Source organism: Nocardioides cynanchi, assembly GCF_008761635.1.
Lineage (GTDB): Bacteria > Actinomycetota > Actinomycetes > Propionibacteriales > Nocardioidaceae > Nocardioides > Nocardioides cynanchi.
Genome location: NZ_CP044344.1, coordinates 262,218 through 284,429, shown reverse-complemented (window position 1 = coordinate 284,429; position 22,212 = coordinate 262,218). Strand labels below are relative to the sequence as shown.

Sequence of the window (22,212 nt, the reverse complement as noted above, 5' to 3'; positions counted from 1 at the left end):
CGACCCGGAGGAGCCGGCTCAGGCCGGCTGCATCTCGCGGTGCTCGGCCTCGAGGTCGAGGACCCGAGCCGCCTGGTCGACCGCGAGGCGGTCGTTCTCCTCCATCAGGCGGGTGACGAGCTCTTCGAGATCGGAGATCCTGGCCCTCAGCTGGGCGTTCTCCGCGGCGATCCGGTTGGGGATCCCGTGATCGCGGTTGAGGTGGCCGACAAGCGCCTTGGCCATGGATGAGCCTTCCGACGTGGGGGACCCCCCACGAACATGGGGGCCGTCTTCAAGAGTGACACTTCGGCCCCGCCGGGTCAATCTCGGCGCTTGCGCGGAACCGGCTGACAGACGGGGCAGAAGAAGGACGAGCGGTTCATGAACTCCTGACGCCGGATCAGCCCCCCGCATCGGTCGCACGGCAGCCCCTCGCGCCCGTAGACGTGCAGCGAGCGGTCGAAGTAGCCGGACTCGCCGTTCACGTTGACGTACAGCGCGTCGAAGCTGGTGCCGCCCTCCTGCAACGCGGCCGCCATCACGGCCCGCGCCTCGGCCAGGACCCGGCGTACCTGGATCGGGCGGAGCCGGTCACCGGGCCGGTCGCCGTGCAGCCCGGCCCGCCACAGGGCCTCGTCGGCATAGATGTTGCCGATCCCGCTGACCAGGGTCTGGTCGAGCAGCAGCCGCTTGATCCCGGCCTGCCGGAGGCGGACCCGGCCCACGAACCGGTCGTCGTCGAACTCGGGGTCGAAGGGGTCGCGGGCGATGTGCGCCATCTCGGGCGGCAGGTCGGCGCCCCCCGGCGAGATCGAGAGGCCGCCGAACATCCGCTGGTCGACGAAGCGCAGCTCGCGGTCACCCAGCGCGATGCGGACCCGCAGGTGCCGCTCGTCCGGGTGTCCCGGGAGCTGCACCAGCAGCTGGCCGCTCATGCCCAGATGGGCGAGCAGTGCGTCGCCGTTGTCGAGCGGCAGCCAGAGGTACTTGCCTCGACGGCGGGCCGCCACGAACCGGCGACCGGTCAGCTCGGTTGCGAATCCGGCCGGGCCACGCGGGTCGCGACGTACCGGTCGGGGGTGCAGCACGGTGACCGACGCGACGGTGCGGCCGACGACGTGGCGGTCGAGGCCGGCTCGGACGGTCTCGACCTCGGGCAGCTCGGGCACGGGTCGCCGGGTCAGTCGGCGAGGGGCTGGACGAGCACGTCGGCGAGGCCCAGGCTCTGCGCCAGCTCGCCGTACGCCGTCTCCGCGGCGGCCTGCTCGGCTTCCTTCTTCGAACGACCGACGCCGTTGCCGTAGCGGCGGTCGCCGACCCGCACCTGGGCGGTGAAGGTCTTCATGTGGTCGGGTCCCTCGTCGGCGAGGAGGTACTCCGGGACACCCAGGCCGTGCTCGGCGGAGAGCTCCTGCAGGGAGGTCTTCCAGTCCAGGCCGGCACCCAGGGCGGAGGCGGCCTCGATCAGCGGGTCGAACAGGAGGTGGACGACGGCCGCCGAGCCGGTCAGTCCGGCCGACATGTGCACCGCACCGATCACCGCCTCGACGGTGTCGGAGAGGATCGAGGCCTTCTCCCGGCCACCGGTGGTGTCCTCGCCGCGGCCGAGCTTGATGTAGGCGCCGAGGCCGATGGCGCGACCAACCTCGGCCAGCGCGCGGGCGTTGACGACCGCCGCCCGGAGCTTGGCCAGGTGGCCCTCGGACAGCTCGGGGTGGGTCGTGTAGAGGGTCTCGGTGACGACGACTCCGAGCACCGAGTCACCTAGGAACTCCAGGCGCTCGTTGGTGGGCAGGCCACCGTTCTCGTAGGCGTAGGAGCGATGCGTCAGGGCGCGCTCGAGCAGCTCGGCGTCCAGCTCGGGATCGCCGAGTGCGTGCCGGAGCTCCTCGTAGTTCAGCGGACCCTGCCCGGTCTCAGAGGACCTGGCGACGGTCGGCGCGAGGGCCGTACTGGCCGCAGGTGCCGCAGGCGCGGTGCGGCAGGTGCTTGGCACCGCAGGCGGGGTTGGCGCAGGTCACCAGGGTCGGCGCGACGGCCTTCCACTGCGACCGGCGGTGCCGGGTGTTGCTCCGCGACATCTTCCGCTTCGGGACTGCCACTGTTCTCTCCTCGTCAGGTGGTCCGGTGGACCGTTGGTCAGGCGTCGGGCTCGAGCTCGGACAGCTGCGCCAGGGCGCCCCAGCGCGGGTCGACCGGCGCGTCGTGACCATGGTCCGGGTCGTCCGTCAGCCGGGCACCACACTCGGTGCACAACCCGGGACAGTCGTCCTGGCACAACGGCTGGAACGGCAGTGCGAGCACCACCGCGTCCCGCAGCAGGGGCTCCAGGTCGACCAGGTCGTCCTGGAGCATGCTGACCTCGAGCTCCTCATCCGGATCGACGCCCTGGTCGTCGTACACGAACAGCTCCTGGAACCTCACCTCGATCTCGTCGGAGATCGGCTCCAGGCACCGTGCGCACTCGCCCTCGAGCACAGCCTTCGCCGTACCCGTGACCAGGACGCCCTCCATGACCGCCTCGGTCCGCAGGTCGAGCTCGACCGGTGAACCTTCGGGGACGCCGAGGACCTCGATGCCCAGATCTGCCGGGGCCGGTGCCGTACGTGCCACTTCGCGCTGGGACCCCGGGCGGCGGCCGAGCTCGCGTGTATCGAGCACGAGCGGCGCTCTCGGGTCCAGTTTGCTCAGGGGTCCACTTCCGGAATCGGACACAACAGATCAGCCCGTATCGTATCCGCCCGTGTGACAGGGCGGCAAAACGCGCAGCGGCGGGTGTCAGCCGGAGGCGTCCCGCAACCGGGCCACGAGGGCCTCGTTGACGAAGTCGGGGACCAGCCCGGAGACGTCACCGCCGTACGACGCGACCTCCTTGACGAGCGACGAGGCCAGGAAGGACCACTCCGGGCTGGTGGGGACGAACACCGTCTCCACCGGGCTCAGCGAGGAGTTCATCTGGGCCATCTGGAGCTCGTAGTCGAAGTCGCTGACCGCGCGCAAGCCCTTGACGATCGCGGAGATGTCGTGCTCGGTGCAGAACGTCGTGAGCAGCCCGGAGAAGCCCTCGACGCTCACCTGCGGCAGGTGCTCGACGGCGCGGCGCAGCATGGCGATCCGCTCGTCGTCACTGAAGAGCCGGTGCTTGGACTGGTTCACCCCGACCGCGACGACGACCTCGTCGAAGAGGGAGGTCGCGCGCTCGATGATGTCGAGGTGCCCGTGGGTGACCGGGTCGAACGAGCCGGGACACACGGCCCGGCGCGCCTGCGGACCCATCAGGCCTCCTCGCGGTTGACGCTACGACGTGGGAGCGGCGTGAACGTACCAGAGCACGGTCTCGCCGTACTTCTTCTGCCGGGAGTCGCCGAAACCCGGTGGCCAGTCCGGCTCGGCGCTGCGGGTGGCCCGCTCCACGACCACCATCGCCCCCGGCACCAGCCAGCCCTGCACGTCCAGGGCGGCCAGGTCGGCGGCCACCTCGCCTTCGGTCTGCGCGTACGGCGGGTCGAGGAACGCCACGTCGTACGGCGCGGACGGCGGACGCGCCAGCGTGCCGGAGACCGAGCCGGTGACGATGTCGGCCCGGGCGAAGCCGAGGTTGCGGGCGTTGGTGGCGATCATCCCGGCGGTACGACGGTCCTGCTCGACGAGCGTGACCACCCCCGCCCCGCGGGACCACGCCTCCAGGCCGACCGCGCCGGAGCCGGCGTACAGGTCGAGGAACCGCAGGCCCGAGAGCGAGCCGCACCACGACTCCACGGCCGAGAAGAGCGCCTCGCGCACGCGGTCACTGGTCGGCCGCGTGTTCACCCCGCGTGGCACGTTGATGCGTCGTCCTCCGACCGATCCCCCGATGATCCGCGTCATGGTCGTGGTCGTTCCCCGAGCCCCGTGGAGCATGCCGTCATGACTTCTCCATGAACTCAGACTGCCGCGAGTCCTGCAGTTCTGTCACCCGTCGGCCCAGCTCCGGGGCGCTGGTGAGACCCGGATCGTCGGCCAGGAGCAGGAGCGCCGCCGCCCGGGCCTCGACGATCGTGTCCTCGTCGCGCAGGACCCGGAGGTTGAGCAGGGAGCTGCGGAACCCCGACTGCGAGCGTCCGAGCACGTCACCCTCGCGTCGTTGCTCGAGGTCGACGCGGCTCAGCTCGAAGCCGTCGGTGGTCGCCGCGACGGCGTCGAGACGCTCGCGGGCCGGGGAGTCCGCCGGCACCCGGGTGACCAGCAGGCACAGCCCGCGATGACCGCCACGGCCGACCCGGCCGCGCAGCTGGTGGAGCTGGGAGATGCCGAAGCGGTCGGCGTCGAGCAGCACCATCGCGGTGGCCTCGGCGACGTCGACGCCGACCTCGATCACCGTCGTGGAGACGAGCACGTCGAGCTCGCCGCCGGCGAAGGCCCGCATGGTGCGGTCCTTCTCGTCGGGAGGCAGCCGGCCGTGCAGCAACCCGACGCGCAGCCCCGCGAGCGGTCCGGCCCGCAGGTGCTCGGCGACCTCCTCGGCGGCACTGAGCCGGATCGGCGTGACCGGGAGCTCCTCGTCGTCGACCCCGGCGTCGGTCTCGCCCTGCTCGAGCTCGTCGCCGCTGATCCGCGGGCACACGACGTAGGCCCGATGGCCGTTGCCGACCTCCTCGCGCACCCGCTCCCACACCCGGTCGACCCAGTGCGGCTGCTCGGCGAGGGGTACGACGCTGGTCTGGATCGGCGCGCGTCCGGCCGGGAGCTCGGTCAGCGTCGAGACCTCGAGGTCACCGAAGACGGTCATCGCCACGGTGCGCGGGATCGGCGTCGCCGTCATCACCAGCACGTGCGGCGGCGCACCGGCCTTGTCGGTCAGCGCGGCCCGCTGCTCCACACCGAAGCGGTGCTGCTCGTCGACGACCACCAGGCCCAGGTCGGCGAACTGCACGCGCTCCTGGAGCAGGGCGTGGGTGCCGATCACGATGCCGGCCTCCCCGCTGGCGGCGTGGAGCATCGCCTCGGCCCGCGCCGCCTTCGGCATCGACCCGGTCAGCAGCGCGACCGTGGTCGCCTCGGCCGCGCCACCGAGCATCCCGCCGGCGGCGAGGTCGCCGAGCAGGGCGGTGATCGAGCGGTGGTGCTGCTGGGCGAGCACCTCGGTGGGCGCCAGCAGCGCGGCCTGGCCGCCGGAGTCGACCACCCGCAGCATCGCCCGGAGCGCAACGAGGGTCTTGCCGGAGCCGACCTCTCCCTGGAGCAGCCGGTTCATCGGCCGGGCCCGGGCCAGGTCGGCCTCGATCTCGGCCGCGACCTCCTGCTGGCCGCGGGTCAGGGTGAACGGCATCCGCGCGTCGAAGGCCGCCAGCAGGCCGCCACCGCCGGTGCAGGCCTGGCCACCGAGGGCCGCGAGCTCCGCGCGCCGCCGGGCCAGCACGAGCTGGAGCACCAGCGCCTCCTCGAAGCGGAACCGGCGCTGGGCGGCCTTCACCTGCTCCCACGAGTCCGGAGCGTGGATCCAGTCGAGGGCGGTGTGGACGTCCGGGAGGCCGTGCCGCTCGCGCAGGTCCGGCGGCAGCGGGTCGGGGACCTCGTCGAGGACGGTGCGGGCGAAGCTGATCGCCCGCTGGAGGTCCCACGAGTCGACGCCCTTGGTGAGCGGGTAGATCGGGTAGAGCGCCTTGACCGACTCCAGGGACAGCTCGGTGGTCTCGTCGTCGGTGAGGCCGAACAGCACCATCTGGGGGTTGGTCAGCTGCCACTGCCCCTTGAAGCTGCCGACCTGACCGACGAAGACGCCGGTGCGACCGACCGGGAGCCGCTTGGCCTGCCACTCGCTGACGTGCTGGCTCTTGGCGAAGAACGACATCCGCAGCGCGGGTCCGTCGGTCTGCAGGGTCGTGTCGAGACGGTACGCCGTGCGGCGGCTGCGGCGGTCGAGGTAGGTGTGGACCTCGCTCGCGGTGATCTCGCCGACCACCGTCAGCATCTGACCCGTGGTCAGCTCGGTGACCTTGGTGAGCTCACCGGTGCGGACGTAGCGGCGCGGGAAGTGCAGGACCAGGTCACCGACGGTGCGCAGCCCGAGGCCGTCGGTGATCTTCTTGACCACGGCCGGCTTGGCCTGGGCGCCCAGCACGGTGGCCACCGGCGACTCGAGGGTGATCAACGGGCGTCCACCTCCTACTCCACCGACATCAGCAACGGGTAGCGGTCCTGCCCACCGTCGTACACCACGACATCGACAACGGCATGGTGCTGCTGGAGGTACGCCTCGCAGTGATCGGCCAGGCCGTCGGAGGCGGCACCGGCCACCAGGGTCACCAGCTCACCACCACCGCCGAGGAGCCGCTCCAGGATCTCGATCGCCACGCCGCGCAGGTCGCTGCCGACGACCGCGAAGTCGCCCGCGACCACGCCGAGCACGTCTCCCGGCTCGCAGGGGCCGGCCATGGTCATCGCCTGCTTGACCGCGACCGTGACGGCTCCGTGCCGGGTGTGGGAGGCCGTGGCGGTCATCTCGAGCACGTCGGCGTCGAAGCCGCGGGCCGGCTCGTGGACGGCCATCGCGGCCAGCCCCTGCACCTGTGCCTCGGTGGGGATCACCGCGACCCGGACGCCGTGGTCCTCCTCGGCCGTCCGCGCGGCGATCTGCGCGGCCCGGACCGAGTCGGGGTCGTTGGGCAGGATCACCACCTCGGCCGCGTGGCACTCCTCGATCGCCGCCAGCAGCATCCCGGTGGACGGGCGCCGGCCGGGGCCGGCCTCGATCACGACGGCTCCCGCGTCGCCGAACAGCGCGGCCAGTCCCGGGCCGGCGGCGACCGCGACGATGCGGCGGCCGGTGCGCTCGTGGAGCCGGTGTCCCGCCGCGGCCACCTGCTCGGCGAAGTGCGTGACCCGGATCCGGTGCGGGCGGCCGGCGGCGATCCCGGCCTCGATCGCCGCCCCGACGTCGTCGACGTGGACGTGGACGTTCCACAGGCCTTCGCCGCCGACCACGACCAGGGAGTCGCCGAGCGGCGCCAGCGCCGCCCGGAGGTCGGCGACGTGCTCGTCGTCGCCGTCGAGCAGGTACATCACCTCGTACGACGGCCCGTCGGGGCGCAGGGCGTCGGCCACCGGGGTCACCGGGATGGCGCGGGCACCGAGCGGGTTCCGCTGCCCCACCGGGCGGCGTCCGGTCAGGACCGTCTCGGCGGCGTCGAGGACGACGCACAGCCCGCGGCCGCCGGCGTCGACGACGCCCGCCGCCCGGAGCTGCTCGAGCTGCTCGGGGGTGTGCTCGAGCGCCTCACGGGCCGCGGCGGCGGCCGCCCCGAAGACGTCGCGCGCCCGGGCGCCGGGCTGCTCCGCACGTCGTACGGCGGCGTCGGAGGCCGCGCGGGCCACGGTCAGCATCGTGCCCTCGACCGGGATGCCGACCGCTGCGTAGCTGGCGTCGGTGGCCTCCCGCATCGCCTCCGCCATCACCGTGGCGTTGCGCTCCTCGGGGGCGGCGCGGGCGATCCGGGCGGCGATCGCCCCGAGCATCTGGCTGAGGATCACCCCACTATTACCGCGGGCGCCGAGCAGGGCGCCGCGGCGCAGCGCCGTCAGGGCGACGGCCAGACCCGCGTCCGGCGCGCCGGACAGCGCCTCCTGGATCGCGTCCCGAGCCGCGCTGACGGTCAGGTACATGTTGGTGCCGGTGTCGCCGTCCGGGACCGGGTAGACGTTGAGCGCGTCGATCTCCTCGCGGGCACCCGCCAGCGCGTCGACCGCGACGTCGACGAAGCGCTGCACGACCGCGAGCTCGATGCCGCCGCCGGTGGGTGCTTCCATGGCCTGCCTTGCGCTCGGTCGTGGCGGCGCCCGAGGATCGTGACGAGGTCGTGACGGGGAGCCGGGCTGACAATCTAGTCCGGCGGACGCTGATTCGTCCGCGCACGGGTGCGTCGGATATTCTCTTCAGGTTGCCCGCTGTGCGCGGGCCCGTTCCACCCTCGACTTCAGGAGTTCCCCGTGGCTGCCGTCTGCGACATCTGCGCCAAGAAGCCCGGCTTCGGCAACAACCGGCCGTGGTCGCGCAAGATCACCAAGCGCCGCTTCGACCCCAACATCCAGCGGGTCCGGGCCACGGTCAACGGCACCCCGAAGCGCCTCAACGTCTGCACCGGCTGCCTCAAGGCCGGCAAGGTCTCCCGCTGACCTTCCGCCGAGTCGGCACAAAAGACACCCCAGGCCCTCGGCCTGGGGTGTCTTTTCGTGCCGACTCGGCGGCTGTCAGAAGTGGGTCCAGCCGGTCGGGCCGTCGTACTCCACGCCGTCGACGGTGACGCCGGACCCCTCGGCCACGGTCCCGATCGGGAGCCAGCCGTCGGGGACCGGGCCCGGGAACGTCGCCAGCAGGGCGTGGTCGTCCCCACCGCCGAGGATGAACTGCAGCGGGTCGGCCCCCAGGGCCGCGCCGACGGCCCGGAGCGGCTCGGCGACCTCGAAGGCGTCACGGCGTACGTCGACGGCCACGCCCGAGGCCTCGGCCAGGTGCCGCGCCTCGGCGAGCAGGCCGTCGGAGATGTCGATCAGGGCGGTGGCGCCCGCGACGGCGGCCGCCGCTCCGGCGTCGTACGGCGGCTCGGGGCGTCGGTAGGCCTCGACCAGGACCCGCGGCGAACGGAAGCCGCGGCCGAGCACCGCGAGCCCGCCCGCGGCCCAGCCCTGCCGGCCGCACAGGGCGAGCACGTCGCCCGGCTCCGCGCCCGAACGCAGCACCGGTGCCTGGGCGCAGCCGCCGATCACGGTGACCGCGACGACCACCGAGTCCGCCGAGGTCAGGTCGCCGCCGACCACGCTGGCGCCGACCAGTGCGCACTCCTCGGCGAAGCCGGCAGCGAAGTCGAGCGTCCACTGCACCGGCAGGTCCGGAGGCGTGGCCAGGCCGATCGTCAGCGAGTGGGCCCGGCCGCCCATGGCGTTGACGTCGGAGAGGTTGGCGGCCGCCGCGCGGTGGCCGATGTCGGTCGCCGAGGCCCAGTCGCGGCGGAAGTGCCGACCCTCGACCAGCAGGTCGGTCGAGACCACGACGTGACCGTTGCGGATCCGCAGCACCGCCGCGTCGTCGCCGGGACCGACCAGGACCTGCTCCCCCTGGCTGAAGATCTCCTGGAGCCGGGCGATCAGCGGGAACTCACCGGCCTGGGCCACGGTCGCGTCAGCGGGGAACGACATGGGGCCATCCCACCAGATCGGCCGGCATCGTGGCGCCGGGCGGTGGGCGACCTGTCGGCTGCCTCGGGGTGCACGGTAGGTTGTCCGCGCACCCCGTCACCCGACCCGGAGGAGATCACGATGGTCGTCCAGGCGTACATCCTCATCCAGACCGACGTCGGCAAGGCAGCCGACGTGGCTCGCGCGATCGCCCAGGTCAAGGGCGTGACCCTCGCCGAGGACGTCACCGGCCCCTACGACGTGATCGTCCGCGCGGAGGCCCGCAACGTCGACGAGCTGGGCAAGCTCGTCGTGTCGAAGGTGCAGAACCTCGACGGCATCACCCGCACGCTGACCTGCCCTGTCGTCCACATCTGACTTGCGCGCTTCGTCGCCGCTGCGCCCCGGACCCGCTCGGGTCCGGGGCGCACGCATGTCGGCCCGTCCGGTGGGCCTCGCCGTCGTGCCGGCGGCGCTCTTGGCCGTCGTCCTGGCCGGGTGCGGCAAGGAGCCGGTGACGGTCCCGACGCTGCGGCTCACGCCCGCCGACCAGGCTCGCTGCCAGCGGGTCACCAACGCCCTGCCCGACCACGTCGCCGACCAGGGGAAGCGCAAGACCCAGCCGGCCGAGGCCCTGGGGGCGGCCTGGGGCGACCCGGCGATCGTCGTCCAGTGCGGCGTCCCGGTCCCGTCGGACTTCACCAGGAGATCGGCCTGCCAGGAGGCCGACGGCGTCGGCTGGTTCGTCCCCGACAGCCAGGTCAACGACCAGTCCGCCGACGTGGTGATGACGACGGCCGGCTACCGGCCCGTCCTCCAGGTGACGATCCCCGCGTCGTACCGTCCGAGCGGGGTGGCCGCGGCGATGGTGGAGCTGGCCCCGGTGGTCAAGCAGTACACCCGGCTCGTGCAGCCCTGCCGCTGACCGCCGGCCGCCCGGTCTCTGGTCCGTCCTAGCGCAGGCCGGTGCCCCGGCGGAGGGCCAGCCGGATCAGCCGGTCGACCAGGGCGGGGTAGTCGACCCCGGTGGCGGCCCACATCCGGGGATACATCGAGGTCGGGGTGAAGCCGGGCATCGTGTTGATCTCGTTGACCACGACCGAGTGGTCGGGCATCACGAAGAAGTCGACCCGGGCCAGCCCCTCGCCGCCGATCGCCTCGAACGCACGGGCCGCCATCTCGCGCAGCTCGGTGGCGACCTCGTCGGGGAGGTCGGCCGGGACGTCGAGCTCGGTGTGCTCCTCGGGGAGGTACTTGGCCGCGAAGTCGTAGAACTCGTGCTCGCCCCCGATCCGGATCTCCGCGGGCACGCTGGTCTCCGGCGTACCGTCGAGGGCCTCCAGGACGCCGCACTCGACCTCGCGGGCGCCGACGGCGGCCTGCTCGACCAGCGCCTTCGGGTCGTGCCGGTGCGCCTCCTCGATCGCGGCATCGAGCTCGGAGGGGCCGTGCACCTTGCTGATCCCCATGCTCGAGCCGGCTCGCGCGGGCTTGACGAACAGCGGGAAGCCGAGGTCCGCGACGCGATGGCGTACGCCGTCGGGGTCGCGGTACCACTCGCGCGCGGACACCGTCACTGACGGCATCACCGGCAGGCCGGCGGCTTTCAGCACGATCTTGGCGTAGGCCTTGTCCATGCCGACCGCGCTGGCCAGCACCCCGGCGCCGACGTAGCGGACGCCGGCCATCTCGAACATCCCCTGGATCGTGCCGTCCTCGCCCCACGGGCCGTGCAGGAGCGGGAAGACGACGTCGACCTCGCCCAGCGTCTGTGGCGGCTGTGAGGGCTCGTGGACGACGAGGTCGGTGCTGTCGGTCTCGCGCAGGAGGGCGATCGGGGCCCGCTCACCGTCGACGCTGGGCAGCTGGTCGGGCCCCGTGATCCGGAGCCGCTCGGGGTCGCCCGACTCGAGCACCCAGCGACCGTCGGTGGCGATCCCGATCGGGATCACGTCGTACGTCGTCCGGTCGATCGCGTCGAGGACGCTGCCGGCGGTGACGCAGCTGATCGCGTGCTCGCTGGAGCGTCCGCCGAACACGATCGCGACGCGGGGCTTGCGGTGGTGGCTCGGTGGATCGGTCATCGCAGGCGACCCTACCGGGGGTGCGGCCGCTGCTCGCCGTACCCTCGGGAGCATGACCGAACCCACCTGGTCTCCCGCCACCACGGCCGTCACGGCCGGCCGTCCCGAGCACGTGCCGGACGCGCCGCTGAACGTCCCGATCACGATGGCGGCGACGTACGTCGCGGGCGGCGACGTCGAGTACGGCCGCTACGGCAACCCGACGTGGACCGCCTTCGAGGAGGCCCTGGGAGCGCTCGAGGGCGGCCGGTGCCTGTCGTTCGCGTCGGGCCTCGCCGTGGTCGCCACCGTGCTCGACCTGGTGGGCCAAGGGGCCACCGTGGTCGCGCCCCGCCACGCCTACAACGGCACCGTGATGCAGCTGGCCGATCTCGAGTCCCGCGGTCGGGTCGTCGTTAACCTGGTCGACATCACCGACACCGACGCGGTCGTCAAGGCCTGCGACGACGCGGCCCTGGTCTGGCTCGAGTCGCCGACCAACCCGGCGCTCGAGGTCGCCGACATCGAGACGATCGCCGCCGCCGCCCACGAGGCCGGCACCTACGTCGTGGTGGACAACACCTTCGCCACTCCCCTGCGCCAGCGGCCGCTGACGATGGGCGCCGACCTCGTCGTGCACTCGGCGACGAAGTACCTCTCGGGGCACGCCGACGCCGTGCTCGGTGCCGTCGTGGTCGCCGACGACCAGCTGTACGACGTGCTCAAGGGACGGCGCGACCTGATCGGCGCGATCCCCGGGACGCTGGAGGCCTGGGTCGCCCTGCGCGGCCTGCGCACCCTGCACCTGCGGGTCGAGCGGGCGGAGAGCAACGCCCAGGCACTGGTCGGCCGGCTGCGTGCGCACCGGGCGATCGCGGAGGTCCGCTACCCGGGCTTCGGCGGGATCGTGTCCATCGTGTTGAACGGCGGCGCCGACGGCGCCGACCTGCTGACCCATGGCACCCGGCTGTGGGTGCACGCCACCTCGCTGGGCGGCGTGGAGTCGAGTCTCGAGCGTCGGCGGCGGTGGAAGTCCGAGCCGGCGACGATCCCCGACGGGCTGGTCCGGCTCAGCGTCGGGATCGAGGACGTCGAGGACCTCTGGACCGACCTGTCCGTCGTACTGGACGGGCTGGCCTGATCCCCTCTGCGGCCGGTCGACCGGGGAGGATCTCGCGCGACCACTGACGTTCTGCCGCGATGTTTCGGCCGAGAACGTCAGGTTTCCCCGGTGAACCGGTGAAACCAACCCCGGCTCACTCCCGCTCGGACTTGGTCTCCCGCGCCACGAAGGACTCCATCATCTGGGGGGCGGTCATCCGGCCGGCGACGACGGCCTCGACGTGCTCGGCGATGGGGGCGTCGACGTCGAGCTTCTCCGCCAGGGCGAGCAGCGAGGAGCAGGACTTCGCGCCCTCGGCGACCTGCCGGGTGGAGGCGACGATCTCGGCGGTCGTCATGCCGAGGCCGAGCTTCTCCCCGAACGTGCGGTTGCGGGACAGCGGCGAGGAGCAGGTGGCGACCAGGTCGCCGAGCCCGGCCAGCCCCATCAGGGTCAGCGGATCGGCTCCCATCGCCATCGCCAGCCGCGCGGTCTCGGCCAGGCCGCGGGTGATCACCGATGCCGTGGTGTTGTCGCCGAAGCCGAGCCCGACCGCCATCCCGACCGAGAGGGCCACGACGTTCTTGTAGGCACCTCCCAGCTCGCAGCCCACGACGTCGAGGCTGGTGTAGGGGCGGAACGCCGGGCCGTGCACGAGATCCTGCACCCGCCGGGCGACGTCCTCGTCCGCGCAGGCGACCACGGATGCGGCCGGCTCGCGCTGCGCGATCTCGTGCGAGAGGTTGGGACCGCTGACCACGGCGATCCGGCTGGGTCCCGCATCGGTGACCTCGGCGATCACCTCGCTCATGCGCCGCAGCGTCCCGAGCTCGACCCCCTTCATCAGCGAGACCATCACCGCCGTGGCGGGGATGTACGGCGCCCACTGCTCGAGGTTGGCCCGGAAGGTCTGGGACGGCACCGCGAAGACCACGACCTCGGCGCCGCTCAGCGCTCGCTCGGTGTCATGGGTGGCGCTGACGCCCTCGGGCAGCTCGACGCCGGGCAGGTAGTCGGTGTTCTCGCGCCGGCGGTTGATGGTCTCGCACACCTCTTCCCGGCGCGCCCACAACGTCACGTCGTTGCCGGCGTCGGCGAGCACGAGCGAGAACGCCGTACCCCAGGAACCCGCCCCGAGCACGCAGACCCGGGTCATCGGTGCTCCTTCTTCGCGGGGTTGCCGGTGGGACGGACCCCGGCCCGGCGCGGGTCGAACCGCTCGGCCGGCGCGGGCTCGCCGCGGAGGTCGGAGACCAGCGCCGTCAGCGCGTCCATGATCCGGCCGGTCGCCTTGCCGATCACCTCGAGGGTGCGCGGCTGGATCGCGGCCAGGTCGTCGAGGGGCACCGGGTCCCCGACCTTCATGGTGATCTGCGTGCGCGGGAACAGGTGCGGCTTCTTGGCGTAGGGGTAGAGCAGGTCGTGCGCGCCCCACTGCCCGATCGGGATCACCGGCGCCCCGGTCTCGAGGGCGATCCGCGCCGCGCCGGACTTGCCGGCCATCGGCCACAGATCAGGGTCGCGCGTCAGCGTGCCCTCCGGATAGACCACCACACACTCACCGGCCCGCACCGCCTGCACCGCTGCGTCGAACGCGCCGATCGCGTTCTTGCTCAGCCGCTCGACCGGGATCTGGCCGGCCGACCGCAGGAAGTAGCCGAGCGCGGGGTTCTTGAACAGGCCCGACTTGGCGAGGTAGCGCGGCATCCGACCGTGGTCGTAGACGATGTGCGCGGCGGTGAGCGGGTCGATGTGCGAGACGTGGTTGAAGACCAGGATGCAGCCACCGGTGGCGGGGATCTTGTCACCGTCGATCCAGGTGCGCTTCGTGGTCGCGAGCAGGGTCGGCTTGACGATCGGCACCGCGAGGTTCCAGGCCCAGCCGCGCCGCTGCTGCAGGCGTCGCACGGGTCGCACCGCCACTGCGTCCTCCACGTCGTCGGGCCGGCACCTCCCTCGTCGCCGGGTCCAGAGCAGGCTACTCGGTCGAGGCCCTGCCACGGCTCCCTGACAGGATCGTCGCGATGCCAACTTCTGGGTACGTCGTCCTGCTCCCGGTCAAGCCACCGGCGCGCGGCAAGTCGCGCCTGGAGGTCGACCCCGACCGACGGCGTACCCTCGCCGCGGCGTTCGCGCTCGACACCGCCCGCGCCTGCCTGGCCACCGGCGGCGTGAGTGCGGTGCTCGCGGTCACCGACGACGCCGGTTTCGCCGGGGACCTGCGCAATGCCGGGTGCGAGACGATCCCCGACGGCGTGACGTCCGACCTCAACGAGAGCCTCCGCCTGGCGGCCGCGGAGTCGAGACGCCGCTGGCCCGAAGCCACCCCGGTCGCCGTGTGCGCCGACCTGCCGGCGCTGCTGCCGGCCGACCTGGAGACCGCCCTCGCCTGGGCCTCGGGGGCGCGCTTCGTGGCTGACCGCGAGCGGGTCGGCACCACGCTCTACACGGCGCCGTACGACGCCTTCGCGCCACACTTCGGGCGTGGCTCGCGGCAGGCCCATCTCGACAGCGGTGCGGCCGAAGTACCCGGCGACCTGGCCTCGTTGCGGCTCGACGTGGACGACGCCGCCGCGCTCGCTGCGGCAGAGGCGCTCGGCGTGGGTGCGCACACCCGCCTGGCGCTGCTCAGCTGAGCGGGTCCGGACACAGCGAAGGGGGCCACCGGACGGTGGCCCCCTTCGAGTGCTGACGTCAGGACTTCTTGGCGGTCTTCTTGGCCGGAGCCTTCTGGGCGGGGGCCTTCTTCGCCGGTGCCTTCGTGGCGGTCGTCTTCTTCGCCGCCGGCGCCTTCTTGGCGACGGTCTTCTTGGCCGGAGCCGCCTTGGCCGGGGTCGCCTTCTTGGCGGTGGCCTTCTTGGCCGGGGTGGCCTTCTTCGCCGGCGTCGCCTTCTTGGCGGCGGTCTTGGCCGGTGCGGCCTTCTTGGCCGGAGCGGCCTTGGTGGCCGTGGCCTTCTTCGCCGGCGCCGCCTTCTTCGCGGGAGCCGCCTTCTTCGCCGTCGCGGTGGCCTTCTTGGCTGCGGCGGCCGGAGCGGTCAGCGTCAGCTTGGGAAGCTTCTTCGCTCCGGAGACGACGTTCTTCAGGTCCGCGCCCGCCGAGAACTTGGGCACGGCGGTCTTCTTGGCCTTGATCCTGGCGCCGGTCTGCGGGTTGCGCACCCAGCGTGCCTCGCGGACCCGCTTCTCGAACGAGCCGAAGCCCGTGATCGCGACCTTCTCGCCCTTGGCCACCTCACGGGTGATCGTGTCCAGGACGGACTCGAGCGCGTGCTGTGCCTGCTTACGGTTCCCCTCGTAACGCGCAGCGAGCGCGTCGATGAGCTGAGACTTGTTCACGGCTTCCCTTCCAACGAAAACGATCTTGGTCGGACGGATGTCCGACATGCTTCGCCGAACGCTAGTACCCCCGACGCGTCTCGACGTCACTCACGCGACTGTTTCTTGCGAACTTTTTGCGGAGAATCCGGCTCAACCGCGCCATTCTCGGCACTTGCTGACGCCGTCGAGGTCACCCCAAGGGGTCGATCCGGCGATGAAAACGCGTGTAGGTGTCGACGTCCGCGACCTCGACGAACCCGCACTTCTCCAGCACCCGGCGGCTCGCGGCGTTGCCATGGTTGACCCCGGCAAACAGATCCGTGGCCCCCAGGGTCGCGGCATGACGCACGATGGCAGCCAGGCTCGCGGACGCGAATCCCTTGCCCTGCTGGGGATTCGTAACCCAGTAGCCCACGGCGTACGACGGAGGTGCGACCGGCGTCAGGACGATCCGGCCGACCAGCTCGCGCTCGTCCAGCCAGATCCCGAACGAGCAGGTCGCGGCACTGCCGTCGCCGGCGGTAGCGAACTGCTCGCGCCACTGCGAGGCCGTCGTGGCGATCTCGTCGCGGTAGTCGCCCGACGACATCAGGTGCTCGGCGTTCTCGGCCAGCAGCCGACGAAGTTCCTCGGCATCCGCGGGCTCGTGGGTGCGGACGGTCACTTCACCGACCTCCGTCACCAGTCTCACGCCGCCCATGCGGCGAGACCCTAGAGCGTGGCGGGCTTCCAGGACGGGCGCTTCTGCTCGTACGCCGTGATGTCGGCCTCTTGGGTGAGGGTCAGCGCGATGTCGTCGAGACCCTCGAGCAGGCGCCAGCGGGTGTAGTCGTCGATGTCGAAGGAGTCCTCGACCGCGTCGGGCCCGTCCCCCGCACGGAGCGTGCGGGTGGTCAGGTCGACGGTGATCGTCGTACCGGGCTCGGCCTCGAGCAGGTCCCACAGCCGCAGCACGACCTTCTCGTCGACCTGCGCGGCGAGCAGGCCGGCGTTGCCGGAGTTGCCGCGGAAGATGTCCCCGAAACGTGGCGAGATCACCACCCGGAAGCCGTAGTTCTGCAACGCCCAGACGGCGTGCTCACGCGAGGAGCCGGTGCCGAAGTCGGGTCCGGCCACGAGCACCGAGCCGGCCGAGTAGGCCGGCTGGTTGAGCACGAACCCGGGGTCGTTGCGCCAGGCCGCGAAGAGGCCGTCTTCGAAGCCGGTCCGGGTCACGCGCTTGAGATAGACGGCTGGGATGATCTGGTCGGTGTCGACGTTGCTGCGCCGCAGCGGCACGCCGATGCCGGTGTGGGTGGTGAACGCCTCCATCACTCGGCTCCTGTCGGGTCGTGGTCTCGACTTCGCTCGACCTCCGACGGGCTTCGCTCGACCACCGACGGACTTCGCTCGACCACCGACGGGCCTCCATCGACCAGCGGCGGCAGGTCGGCCGGTGAGCTGAGGGTCCCGCGGATCGCGGTCGCCGCGGCGACGGGCACCGACACCAGGTGGGTACGGCCGCCCTTGCCCTGGCGCCCCTCGAAGTTGCGGTTGGACGTCGAGGCGCTGCGCTCCTGCGGCGCGAGCTGGTCGGGGTTCATGCCGAGGCACATCGAGCAGCCGGCACCCCGCCACTCGCCGCCGGCCTCCTTGACGATGACGTCGAGCCCTTCGTCCTCGGCCTGCAGCCGCACCCGCACCGAGCCGGGCACGACCAGCAGGCGCGTCCCCGGGGCGACGTGGCGGCCCTCGAGGATCGCGGCAGCGACGCGGAGGTCCTCGATCCGGCCGTTGGTGCACGAGCCAACGAAGACCGTGTCCACCGCGATCTCGCGCATCGGCGTACCGGCGGCGAGGCCCATGTACTCCAGGGCCTTCTGCGCACCGACCCGGTCGCTGGCCTCCTCGAAGTCGAGCGGGTCGGGCACAGCACCACTCAGGGGGACGCCCTGACCGGGGTTGGTGCCCCAGGTGACGAACGGCGTGACCGCGCTCGCATCGAGGGTGATCTCCTGGTCGAACTGTGCGTCGTCGTCGGTGAGCAGCGTGCGCCAGTGCGCGACCGCGGCGTCCCAGTCGTCACCCTGGGGTGCGCCGGGACGTCCGCTCAGGTAGCGGTACGTCGTCTCGTCCGGCGCGATCAGACCGGCCTTGGCGCCCCACTCGATGCTCATGTTGCACACGGTCATCCGGCCCTCCATCGAGAGCGCCTCGATGGCCGGGCCGCGGTACTCCACGACGTACCCCGGCCCGCCGCCGGTGCCGGTCTGGGTGATCAGGGTGAGCACGAGGTCCTTGGCGGTGACGTCGTCGGGGAGGGTGCCGGTGACGTTGACGGCCATGGTCTTCGGTCGCTGCTGCGGCAGGGTCTGGGTGGCCAGCACGTGCTCGACCTCGGAGGTGCCGATGCCGAAGGCGAGGGCTCCGAACGCGCCGTGGGTGGAGGTGTGGGAGTCACCGCAGACGATCGTCATGCCCGGCTGGGTCAGCCCGAGCTGCGGGCCGACGACGTGGACGATGCCCTGCTCGACGTCGCCGAGGGCGTGCAGGCGGATGCCGAACTCCCCGGCGTTGCGGCGCAGCGTCTCGACCTGGGTGCGGGAGACGGGGTCCTTGATCGGCTGGTCCCAGTCGATCGTCGGGACGTTGTGGTCCTCGGTCGCCAGGGTCAGGTCCGGACGCCGGACCTGGCGGCCCGCGATGCGGAGCCCGTCGAAGGCCTGGGGGGAGGTCACCTCGTGGATCAGGTGCAGGTCGATGAACAACAGGTCCGGCTCGTCACCGGCCGGGCCGGACGACCTGACCAGGTGCTCGTCCCAGACCTTCTCGGCCAGGGTCTTCGCCATCGTGCTCCCTCTCTCCCGCCTCGTCGGTGGACCGGTCCGGTGCTCGGACCCGTCAGGGGCACGCTACAACTTGCGTCCCATGATCTGAGACGGCAGTATTGCCATATGGACAACACGAGTGGGGTCGGGGTCCTCGACAAGGCCGCCCTGGTGCTGACCGCGCTCGAGTCCGGCCCGGCGACCCTGGCCGGCCTGGTCACCGCCACCGGTCTCGCCCGGCCCACCGCGCACCGGCTCGCGGTCGCCCTCGAGCACCACCGCCTGGTCGCCCGCGACCTCCAGGGCCGTTTCGTGCTCGGCCCGCGCCTCGCCGAGCTCTCCGTCGCCGCCGGCGAGGACCGCCTCCTGGCCACGGCCGGTCCGGTGCTGGCCCGGCTGCGCGACATCACCGGTGAGTCGTCGCAGCTGTGGCGACGCCAGGGCGACTACCGCGTCTGCGTCGCCGCCGCCGAGCGCCCGTCCGGACTGCGCGACACCATCCCGGTCGGCTCGCAGCTGACCATGCGGGCCGGCTCGGCCGCCCAGATCCTCCTGGCCTGGGAGGACCCCGAGCGCATCCACCGCGGCCTCCAGAACGCCGCCTTCTCCGCCGCCGCGCTGTCCGGCATCCGGCGCCGCGGCTGGTCGCAGTCGATCGGCGAGCGCGAGCAGGGGGTGGCCTCGGTGTCCGCTCCGGTCCGCTCCCCCAGCGGCAAGATCGTCGCCGCCGTCTCGGTCAGCGGCCCGCTCGAGCGACTCTCGCGCCAGCCCGGCCGGATGCACGCGCCTGCGGTCGTGGCCGCGGCCGAGCGGCTCTCGGAGTCCTTGCGCCGAGCGGCTGCGGAATAGTCCCGCCGCTCGCGCCGGGCATCGTCCACCGGCGACCGGGAGCTCTGGTGCCCGGGACGGCTTCAGAGCGGGAGCGGGCGGGAGACGGTGATGCTGGTCTGGCCGATGACGTAGCCGAGGTGCTCGTTGAGGCGCAGCATCGAGGCGTTGCCGGCCTGGGTCCAGGTGTAGAGCTCGCTCAGCCCCTGCTCGGCAGCCCAGTGCAGGGTGAGCCGCTTGAGGTGGGAGGCGATGCCGCGCCCACGCCAGTCACGTCGTACGCCGGTCAGCGCGTTCTCGCCCCGCTCGGGCCGGTCGGTGTCCAGGTGCACCCCGGCACAGCCGATCACCTCGCCCTCGTGGAGCGCGAGGAACATCGGCTCGCCGGCCCACGAGGAGGCCCACTCCTCGGCGCTGATCACCAGCGGCTCGAAGACCGCGAAGTCGGCGAGCACCTCCTGCCCGAACCCTTCGTAGGACGCCGCCCAGAGGTCGGGCTGCTGGTCCAGGGTGATCACCGTGACGCCGTCGGGCAGCCCACCCGGCTCCGGCTCCGCGCCCAGCGCACGCACCTGTTCCACCTGGCGATCGACCTCGGCGAAGCCGAACCGCTCGGCGAAGGCCAGCGATCCCGGGTCCTCGACCATGCCACGCAGCTCGGTGACGCCGAACTCGGCGACGTGCCCGGCCAGACGCTCCAGGAGCGCCGACCCGATCCCCCGCCGGCGGTGCTCGGGCACCACCCGGGGGGCTGCGAACCCGCCACCGCTGTCGGAGCGGTCCGCCAGTCCGGAGGCGACCACCGTGCCGTCGACGCGGGCGAGCAGCAGGAGCCGCTCCGGGGAGTCCTGGGCCCGCATCTCGGCAACGGTCTGCGCCCGCTCCCCCGGCAGCACCGCGATCCGGACCCGGCGCCACGCGTCGTAGTCGTCGTCGGTGACGCAGGCTGAGATCTCCACATCTGGAAATCTAGGGAGGGCGTCAACGAGGTTTCAGAAGAGCGCGTCCTGCTCGAGCTCGAGCAGCGTCTGCTTGCGCTCGATCCCGCCGGCGTAGCCGGTGAGGGTGCCGTCGGCCCCGATCACCCGGTGGCAGGGAATCACGATCGGGATCGGGTTGCTGCCGTTGGCCACCCCCACCGCGCGTGAGGCGGCGTTGGTCTTGCCGAGCCGGTGGGCGATCTGGCCGTACGACGCGGTGTCGCCGTAGGAGATCTCGAGCAGCCGGGCCCACACCGCCTTCTGGAAGTCGGTGCCGACCGGCGCCAGCGGCAGGTCGAACTCCTTGAGGTCGCGTGCGAAGTAGGCGCGCAGCTGGCGCACCGTCTCGGCGAGCACCGGGCAGGTGTCGTCGCGGTCTCCGCGCGGCCGGCCGTCGTGGTCGCGGAACGGCGAGAACTCGATCGCGGTGATCGCGCCGTCGCGCTCGACGATCCGCAGGTCGCCGATCGGCGACTCCATCAGGGTCCACATGTCAGTACTCCTCCAGGGCGAGTGTGTGCCACAGGTGCAGCTGGGCGTAGGAGCGCCAGGGGCTCCAGCCGGCCGCGAGGCGGGTCGCCTCGGCCGGGTCGCGGCCGAGGCCGCGCAGGGCGTCGCGGACGCCGATGTCGGTGGGCAGGAAGACGTCGGGGTGCCCGAGGGCACGCAGGGCGATGTAGTCGGCGGTCCAGGGGCCGATGCCGTGGATCGCCAGCAGCGCCTCACGGACGACGTCGCGGTCGGCACCACGGTCGAGCCGGATCTCACCGTCCGCCAGGGCCCGGCACAGGGCCACCAGGGCCCGCCCCCGGGACCGCGGCATCGGCAGCGTCTCAGGATCCAGGCCGGCCAGCACCCCCGCTGTCGGGAAGGTGTGGGTCGGCCCGTCGTCGCCGGCGCCGAGCAGAGCCGGAAGCGGGTCACCGTGAGCGCGGACGAGCTTCGCGGCCGCCGTGCGTCCGGCCGCGAGACTGACCTGCTGCCCGAGCACGGCCCGCACCGCGAGCTCGTCGCCGTCGACGGCGCCCGGCACCCGCAGACCCGGGAGTGCGGTGACCAGCGGGCCGAGCAGCGGGTCTCCGGTGAAGGCCTGCGCCACCGCGACCGGGTCGCAGTCGGCGTCCAGGAGCCGGCGTACCCGCTCCACGGCCGCGGCCAGGTCACGCACGTCGCTGAGCCGGAAGGTGGCCGGGACGAACGCGGTCACCCCGGCCTCGGGCTCGTCGGCCAGCTCCAGCGTGACCAGCGCTGGCCCGTGCGGCAGCAGCAGTGACCGGGTGTAGCTGGTCGCGTCGGCCGACTCGACTCCCGGCACGCCGTGCGAGGCGAGGAAGACGAGCAGGGCCCGCCCGGCGAACGGCGTACGCACGGCCAGGCGGAGCTGGAGCGTGCCTCCGGTCGAGCCACGACCGCGGCGTCCACGCAGCTGGGTCGGGGTCGACGCGTAGACCTCGCGGATCGTCTCGTTGAACTGACGCACGCTGCTGAAGCCGGCCGCGAAGGCGACGTCGGCCACGCCGAGCTCGGTGGTCTCCAGCAGCACCCGCGCGGTCTGGGCCCGCTTGGCCCGGGCCAGGGCGAGCGGACCGGCACCGAGCTCTTGGGTGAGGATCCTGGTCAGGTGGCGCGAGGTGTAGCCGATCCGCGCCGCCAGCCCCTCGACGCCGTCACGGTCGACGACCCCGTCACCGATCAGCCGCATCGCCCGGCCGGCGGCGTCGGCGGCGACGTCCCAGTCCGGGCTGCCCGGTGTCGCGTCGGGCAGACAGCGCTTGCAGGCGCGGTACCCGGCCGCCTGGGCGGCCGCCGCGGTCGGGTGGAACGTGACGTTGGAGAACGACGGGGTGCGGGCCGGGCAGCTCGGCCGGCAGTAGATGCCGGTGGTGCGCACCGCGGTGTAGAAGACCCCGTCGAAGCGCCGGTCACGGCTCTTCACCGCCCGGTAGCAGGACTCGGGGTCCAGATGCATCGGCGTGACCATG

General features: G+C 72.4%; 26 protein-coding genes. 6 read left to right on the top strand and 20 right to left on the bottom strand.

Annotated elements, in window-relative coordinates:
* Window positions 1-18 precede the first annotated feature (18 nt).
* From E3N83_RS01540 to E3N83_RS01500, 9 genes are all read right to left on the bottom strand, one after another.
* On the bottom strand, window positions 19-225 hold the full coding sequence (locus E3N83_RS01540; protein ID WP_151081662.1) for a hypothetical protein: 207 nt from the start codon (window positions 223-225) through the stop codon (window positions 19-21).
* Window positions 226-302: 77 nt separating this feature from the next.
* A complete protein-coding gene (gene mutM / locus E3N83_RS01535) occupies window positions 303-1,151 on the bottom strand; it encodes a bifunctional DNA-formamidopyrimidine glycosylase/DNA-(apurinic or apyrimidinic site) lyase (protein ID WP_151081661.1) in 849 nt (282 codons plus the stop codon).
* Window positions 1,152-1,162: 11 nt separating this feature from the next.
* On the bottom strand, window positions 1,163-1,978 hold the full coding sequence (gene rnc / locus E3N83_RS01530; protein ID WP_151081660.1) for a ribonuclease III: 816 nt from the start codon (window positions 1,976-1,978) through the stop codon (window positions 1,163-1,165).
* Complete coding sequence (gene rpmF / locus E3N83_RS01525) at window positions 1,899-2,084, bottom strand: 50S ribosomal protein L32 (protein WP_151081659.1); 186 nt, start codon at window positions 2,082-2,084, stop codon at window positions 1,899-1,901. The genes rnc and rpmF overlap by 80 nt, the downstream gene beginning before the upstream one ends.
* Before the next feature lie 37 nt (window positions 2,085-2,121).
* A complete protein-coding gene (locus tag E3N83_RS01520) occupies window positions 2,122-2,643 on the bottom strand; it encodes a YceD family protein (protein WP_238343012.1) in 522 nt (173 codons plus the stop codon).
* A gap of 117 nt (window positions 2,644-2,760) precedes the next feature.
* Window positions 2,761-3,258 (bottom strand): pantetheine-phosphate adenylyltransferase, encoded by a 498-nt coding sequence (coaD, locus tag E3N83_RS01515; RefSeq protein WP_151081657.1) that lies wholly within the window; start codon window positions 3,256-3,258, stop codon window positions 2,761-2,763.
* A gap of 21 nt (window positions 3,259-3,279) precedes the next feature.
* Window positions 3,280-3,849 (bottom strand): 16S rRNA (guanine(966)-N(2))-methyltransferase RsmD, encoded by a 570-nt coding sequence (gene rsmD / locus E3N83_RS01510; RefSeq protein WP_151081656.1) that lies wholly within the window; start codon window positions 3,847-3,849, stop codon window positions 3,280-3,282.
* Window positions 3,850-3,886: 37 nt separating this feature from the next.
* Window positions 3,887-6,112, bottom strand: coding sequence for an ATP-dependent DNA helicase RecG (locus E3N83_RS01505; protein ID WP_151081655.1), 2,226 nt, complete (start codon window positions 6,110-6,112; stop codon window positions 3,887-3,889).
* Window positions 6,113-6,126: 14 nt separating this feature from the next.
* Window positions 6,127-7,767, bottom strand: a complete 1,641-nt coding sequence (locus E3N83_RS01500; protein ID WP_151081654.1) for a DAK2 domain-containing protein — start codon at window positions 7,765-7,767, stop codon at window positions 6,127-6,129.
* A gap of 180 nt (window positions 7,768-7,947) precedes the next feature.
* On the opposite strand from E3N83_RS01500, the gene rpmB reads away from it, so the two are divergent.
* A complete protein-coding gene (gene rpmB / locus E3N83_RS01495; RefSeq protein WP_028645381.1) occupies window positions 7,948-8,133 on the top strand; it encodes a 50S ribosomal protein L28 in 186 nt (61 codons plus the stop codon).
* A 75-nt stretch (window positions 8,134-8,208) separates the two neighbouring features.
* Here the strand turns inward: rpmB and E3N83_RS01490 are convergent, their stop codons facing one another.
* Complete coding sequence (locus E3N83_RS01490) at window positions 8,209-9,153, bottom strand: thiamine-phosphate kinase (protein ID WP_151081653.1); 945 nt, start codon at window positions 9,151-9,153, stop codon at window positions 8,209-8,211.
* A gap of 120 nt (window positions 9,154-9,273) precedes the next feature.
* Here E3N83_RS01490 and E3N83_RS01485 point away from each other — a divergent pair, with 120 nt between their 5' ends.
* Together E3N83_RS01485 and E3N83_RS01480 are read left to right on the top strand one after the other, a co-directional pair.
* Complete coding sequence (locus E3N83_RS01485) at window positions 9,274-9,510, top strand: Lrp/AsnC family transcriptional regulator (RefSeq protein WP_151081652.1); 237 nt, start codon at window positions 9,274-9,276, stop codon at window positions 9,508-9,510.
* Between the two features lie 55 nt (window positions 9,511-9,565).
* Window positions 9,566-10,057, top strand: coding sequence for a DUF3515 domain-containing protein (locus E3N83_RS01480; RefSeq protein ID WP_151081651.1), 492 nt, complete (start codon window positions 9,566-9,568; stop codon window positions 10,055-10,057).
* 28 nt (window positions 10,058-10,085) lie between these two features.
* On the opposite strand, the gene E3N83_RS01475 is transcribed toward E3N83_RS01480, so the two are convergent.
* On the bottom strand, window positions 10,086-11,216 hold the full coding sequence (locus E3N83_RS01475) for a D-alanine--D-alanine ligase family protein (protein WP_151081650.1): 1,131 nt from the start codon (window positions 11,214-11,216) through the stop codon (window positions 10,086-10,088).
* Between the two features lie 52 nt (window positions 11,217-11,268).
* Here E3N83_RS01475 and E3N83_RS01470 point away from each other — a divergent pair, with 52 nt between their 5' ends.
* A complete protein-coding gene (locus tag E3N83_RS01470; protein ID WP_151081649.1) occupies window positions 11,269-12,336 on the top strand; it encodes a trans-sulfuration enzyme family protein in 1,068 nt (355 codons plus the stop codon).
* Between the two features lie 115 nt (window positions 12,337-12,451).
* Here the strand turns inward: E3N83_RS01470 and E3N83_RS01465 are convergent, their stop codons facing one another.
* The gene (locus tag E3N83_RS01465) at window positions 12,452-13,453 is read right to left on the bottom strand and encodes an NAD(P)H-dependent glycerol-3-phosphate dehydrogenase (protein WP_151081648.1); all 1,002 of its coding nucleotides are present in this window, start codon (window positions 13,451-13,453) and stop codon (window positions 12,452-12,454) included.
* Window positions 13,450-14,205 (bottom strand): lysophospholipid acyltransferase family protein, encoded by a 756-nt coding sequence (locus tag E3N83_RS01460; RefSeq protein ID WP_238343011.1) that lies wholly within the window; start codon window positions 14,203-14,205, stop codon window positions 13,450-13,452. Before E3N83_RS01460 ends, E3N83_RS01465 begins: the two co-directional genes overlap by 4 nt.
* A 116-nt stretch (window positions 14,206-14,321) precedes the next feature.
* On the opposite strand from E3N83_RS01460, the gene cofC reads away from it, so the two are divergent.
* Window positions 14,322-14,933 (top strand): 2-phospho-L-lactate guanylyltransferase, encoded by a 612-nt coding sequence (gene cofC, locus E3N83_RS01455; protein ID WP_151081647.1) that lies wholly within the window; start codon window positions 14,322-14,324, stop codon window positions 14,931-14,933.
* 58 nt (window positions 14,934-14,991) lie between these two features.
* On the opposite strand, the gene E3N83_RS01450 is transcribed toward cofC, so the two are convergent.
* From E3N83_RS01450 to leuC, 4 genes are all read right to left on the bottom strand, one after another.
* Window positions 14,992-15,633, bottom strand: coding sequence for an HU family DNA-binding protein (locus E3N83_RS01450; RefSeq protein WP_151081646.1), 642 nt, complete (start codon window positions 15,631-15,633; stop codon window positions 14,992-14,994).
* A 172-nt stretch (window positions 15,634-15,805) separates the two neighbouring features.
* Entirely contained in the window at window positions 15,806-16,315 is a 510-nt protein-coding gene (locus E3N83_RS01445; protein ID WP_151081645.1) for a GNAT family N-acetyltransferase, read from the bottom strand.
* Window positions 16,316-16,326: 11 nt separating this feature from the next.
* A complete protein-coding gene (gene leuD / locus E3N83_RS01440; RefSeq protein ID WP_151081644.1) occupies window positions 16,327-16,926 on the bottom strand; it encodes a 3-isopropylmalate dehydratase small subunit in 600 nt (199 codons plus the stop codon).
* The gene (gene leuC, locus E3N83_RS01435; RefSeq protein ID WP_151081643.1) at window positions 16,926-18,443 is read right to left on the bottom strand and encodes a 3-isopropylmalate dehydratase large subunit; all 1,518 of its coding nucleotides are present in this window, start codon (window positions 18,441-18,443) and stop codon (window positions 16,926-16,928) included. The genes leuD and leuC overlap by 1 nt, the downstream gene beginning before the upstream one ends.
* A gap of 105 nt (window positions 18,444-18,548) precedes the next feature.
* Between leuC and E3N83_RS01430 the strand changes: the two genes are divergently transcribed.
* Complete coding sequence (locus E3N83_RS01430) at window positions 18,549-19,271, top strand: IclR family transcriptional regulator (RefSeq protein ID WP_151081642.1); 723 nt, start codon at window positions 18,549-18,551, stop codon at window positions 19,269-19,271.
* A 62-nt stretch (window positions 19,272-19,333) separates the two neighbouring features.
* Here E3N83_RS01430 and E3N83_RS01425 read toward each other — a convergent pair whose 3' ends face one another.
* Genes E3N83_RS01425 through E3N83_RS01415 form a run of 3 tightly spaced genes read right to left on the bottom strand, consistent with a single transcriptional unit; the run spans window position 19,334 to window position 22,211 of the window.
* Window positions 19,334-20,209 (bottom strand): GNAT family N-acetyltransferase, encoded by an 876-nt coding sequence (locus E3N83_RS01425; RefSeq protein WP_238343010.1) that lies wholly within the window; start codon window positions 20,207-20,209, stop codon window positions 19,334-19,336.
* A gap of 33 nt (window positions 20,210-20,242) precedes the next feature.
* Window positions 20,243-20,722, bottom strand: a complete 480-nt coding sequence (locus E3N83_RS01420; protein WP_151081641.1) for a methylated-DNA--[protein]-cysteine S-methyltransferase — start codon at window positions 20,720-20,722, stop codon at window positions 20,243-20,245.
* A gap of 1 nt (window position 20,723) precedes the next feature.
* Complete coding sequence (locus E3N83_RS01415) at window positions 20,724-22,211, bottom strand: DNA-3-methyladenine glycosylase 2 family protein (RefSeq protein ID WP_272950278.1); 1,488 nt, start codon at window positions 22,209-22,211, stop codon at window positions 20,724-20,726.
* Window position 22,212 lies beyond the last annotated feature (1 nt).

Coding starts and splice junctions, on each gene's coding strand:
- rsmD (WP_151081656.1), bottom strand. CDS start 3,849: ATGACGCGGATCATCGGGGGATCGGTCGGAGGACGACGCATCAACGTG.
- E3N83_RS01465 (WP_151081648.1), bottom strand. CDS start 13,453: ATGACCCGGGTCTGCGTGCTCGGGGCGGGTTCCTGGGGTACGGCGTTC.
- E3N83_RS01490 (WP_151081653.1), bottom strand. CDS start 9,153: ATGTCGTTCCCCGCTGACGCGACCGTGGCCCAGGCCGGTGAGTTCCCG.
- E3N83_RS01540 (WP_151081662.1), bottom strand. CDS start 225: ATGGCCAAGGCGCTTGTCGGCCACCTCAACCGCGATCACGGGATCCCC.
- E3N83_RS01420 (WP_151081641.1), bottom strand. CDS start 20,722: ATGTGGACCCTGATGGAGTCGCCGATCGGCGACCTGCGGATCGTCGAG.
- E3N83_RS01445 (WP_151081645.1), bottom strand. CDS start 16,315: ATGGGCGGCGTGAGACTGGTGACGGAGGTCGGTGAAGTGACCGTCCGC.
- E3N83_RS01415 (WP_272950278.1), bottom strand. CDS start 22,211: ATGGTCACGCCGATGCATCTGGACCCCGAGTCCTGCTACCGGGCGGTG.
- coaD (WP_151081657.1), bottom strand. CDS start 3,258: ATGGGTCCGCAGGCGCGCCGGGCCGTGTGTCCCGGCTCGTTCGACCCG.
- E3N83_RS01485 (WP_151081652.1), top strand. CDS start 9,274: ATGGTCGTCCAGGCGTACATCCTCATCCAGACCGACGTCGGCAAGGCA.
- leuD (WP_151081644.1), bottom strand. CDS start 16,926: ATGGAGGCGTTCACCACCCACACCGGCATCGGCGTGCCGCTGCGGCGC.
- E3N83_RS01480 (WP_151081651.1), top strand. CDS start 9,566: ATGTCGGCCCGTCCGGTGGGCCTCGCCGTCGTGCCGGCGGCGCTCTTG.
- leuC (WP_151081643.1), bottom strand. CDS start 18,443: ATGGCGAAGACCCTGGCCGAGAAGGTCTGGGACGAGCACCTGGTCAGG.
- E3N83_RS01500 (WP_151081654.1), bottom strand. CDS start 7,767: ATGGAAGCACCCACCGGCGGCGGCATCGAGCTCGCGGTCGTGCAGCGC.
- E3N83_RS01475 (WP_151081650.1), bottom strand. CDS start 11,216: ATGACCGATCCACCGAGCCACCACCGCAAGCCCCGCGTCGCGATCGTG.
- cofC (WP_151081647.1), top strand. CDS start 14,322: ATGCCAACTTCTGGGTACGTCGTCCTGCTCCCGGTCAAGCCACCGGCG.
- E3N83_RS01470 (WP_151081649.1), top strand. CDS start 11,269: ATGACCGAACCCACCTGGTCTCCCGCCACCACGGCCGTCACGGCCGGC.
- E3N83_RS01430 (WP_151081642.1), top strand. CDS start 18,549: ATGGACAACACGAGTGGGGTCGGGGTCCTCGACAAGGCCGCCCTGGTG.